At 32.3% G+C, this 2,669-nt stretch carries 2 protein-coding genes; both read right to left on the bottom strand.

All coding sequences use genetic code 11. The features are described from left to right. The coding region (locus AC1DND_RS25155; protein WP_477585275.1) for a response regulator at positions 1-297 on the bottom strand (297 nt) is incomplete at its 3' end. Then, the coding region (locus AC1DND_RS25150; protein ID WP_477585274.1) for a hypothetical protein at positions 278-2,669 on the bottom strand (2,392 nt) is incomplete at its 5' end. The genes AC1DND_RS25150 and AC1DND_RS25155, both read right to left, overlap by 20 nt.

Raw genomic sequence — 2,669 nt, 5'->3', positions numbered from 1 at the left:
TTCATTGTATTGAGTAATAACTTTTACTCGCGAATGTTTACGGTAGCGTTTCATTTCTTTCAAAATATCACGCCCACCATAACCTTTTGGTTTACCTGAAAAATTGCCCTGACCTTGATCATAAGTTGGTAAACTCATATCAAGTAGAATGAAATCGAATTCAGTTTCAAAAATAGCCTTTAAGCCGCTTTGATAAGACATTCTACTCAATAATTGTACAGCGGGGAAAAATTCTTTGATAAATAAGATAATCTTTTCAGCTTTGGCTGGGTCATCCTCAATTAGTAATCCTGTCATGATATAAGGTATTTAGGTCAAAAGAAATCTCTACTTCAAATTCAAAATTTTCATATCGAGGTTCAATATTATAATCCCTGCGACCCAAATCTACGGCGATTGATTTACAAAGTTTCAGGTATCCTGAACCTTTTTCAAAACTCACTGTCGAGCCATTTTGATAATTTTTAATTTTTATCTTTGCTTCTGCAATTTTTCTTTCAAGTTCTTTTAAATCTTTTTGCTTCGAAATATTGTTTTTAAAGTTGATTTTTAAAAGTCCGTCTCTCTCAAAAATAGCTATATGAATACGTAGCTTTTCATCAAGATCACGATTTTTATAAATAGCATTATCAAAAAGATTTATAAAGATATCACCAAAGGATTCGAAATATTTTCCTTTAATACGTTCTTCAAAAGTATTTTTAATTTTAAGTTCTGCTTTATGTAGGGCATTTTGGTTTATACTATTCATATAATCTATGATTGCCTGAAGACTTAAATCAATCGGGAATTCTTCAATATATTGATTTTTCGAAATTTTGAACCAATTTGTCATTTGGCTAGTAACTACCTGCACTTCGGTACTGCAATCTACAATATGCTTTAATAAGAGATGGTTGCCACTTTCGTCAAAGCTTATAGCTTCAATTTCCTTTTGTAATAATGTTAACAGTTCCAGTAGTCTAGGAGTTAAAACAGCAGTTATGTTATCTCTAAGCCATTCTAAATTCTTTTCCAATTTTTCATATAAGGTATCAAAGACCTCATCAATAAATGCCTGAAAATCAATAAGCCTCCCAATTCTGTTACGATAGATGTTGAACATCTCTGAAGCCGAGAAAGAAAAATCAAACATTCCTGTGATCATCCCATTTTCATGTGAACGAACTTTAACCCAAGACAGACCCTCGTCAATCAAACTATCAATCTTCTCCGAAAATACCGCAAGGCAGTTTTGAAGCCGCTTATTTTTTTGCTTATCTTGAAAAGTCTGGTTCCAAAATTCGATTTCTCCGTAATTCTGAAGCAATGAGTCCTTTGAAGCTATTAGGTGAAATTTATCAAAAACGGTACGAAGAACATTTGAAAATGTTCCATGTCTTATTCGCATACTTAAAAAGCTTTTAAACCCATAATCCTCATCAAAAACAAATGCCTTTTTTATATCTTCAAATAGTGATTGAAAAAACTTATACTTGATAAATGGCACAACAACTACATTAGGGTCCAGACGATAATCATAGAGCATTTCATAAACAGGCAGAATAGTGGCATCTATTGGATGTCTAAAATAATAAATGATGTCTGCTACGGTTACCTCGTCACCTAATTTTCTAGCATATGCCTGGCCATCGCTAACCGAATTAAAATCCAGGTATCTGTCAAAAATTTCCCTCTGTTGGATTTTAAGGCTTTTGCTTAAACTACTTGTATCTACATAAATGCGGCTTTCATGAATCTGCATAAGCCCCTTACGGATACTTGCTTCTCTGGTAATCTTAAGAATTTCTTCATTATAACGCTCCTGATTATCGTCATCAATTTCTTTAAGATAATTTAGTATTTCGATGCGCTCACCTTCTAATTCCTCGATACTATTTAAAAAAGGTGAGTCTTCGATATTTTCTTTAATAAAACACTTTTCAAGAAGAAAATTAAATCTTTCACTATCAAAACTCTTTGCATTTTTTAAAATTTCTGTAGGTTTATAGAGGTCATATTTAATAAGGAAGTTTGCAATAGCATCATAAATAACTGAATTAGGCTGACTGTATATTTGAAAAAGTATCGGAACAGATATATTAGTTTGCTCAATAGCTTCATCAGATTCTGAGAGGGCGGTGAAAAGTTCAGAATCATAAAAATGATCAAAAGCGTTGTCTGATTCAAAGAAACTATCAACAATCAAATCTGCCGCCTTGGAAAATTCTTTAAGCTTGATAAAACATTTTACTGCGTTCTTTGCAATCCAAGTATCTATAAATGCAGGAGCATTTGCTGGCTTAAAATTATTTGAGTAATTCGAAATCTCATTATTTGCCGATTGATATTGTTCCATACTCATAAGGTACCCAACTTTCAATTTCATTTGAAAAAAGTTAGGTCCACTGATTGGCACTTCTTGACCTTTAATGAGCTTTTCAATATAATTGAATGTCTTGAATCCCGAAAGTGCTGAGACGACCGCAAGCTGGTTAGCCTTATTTGTTACAATTTTATAAAAATTATAACGTATAGGTTGAGCCTGCAAGAAGCTAAAATATTGAATGAAAATGGGATTGTTTAAGTGATATTCATTCACTATGAACTCCAAAATGGCATTGGAAAAATTGAAGTGACTGATTGAATAATATTTTTTTAATAGTTTTTCTCTATCTGAAGAATAATGC

The organism is Pedobacter sp. 01N416 (assembly GCF_056399685.1).
This window is presented reverse-complemented; position numbering and strand designations above follow the sequence as displayed.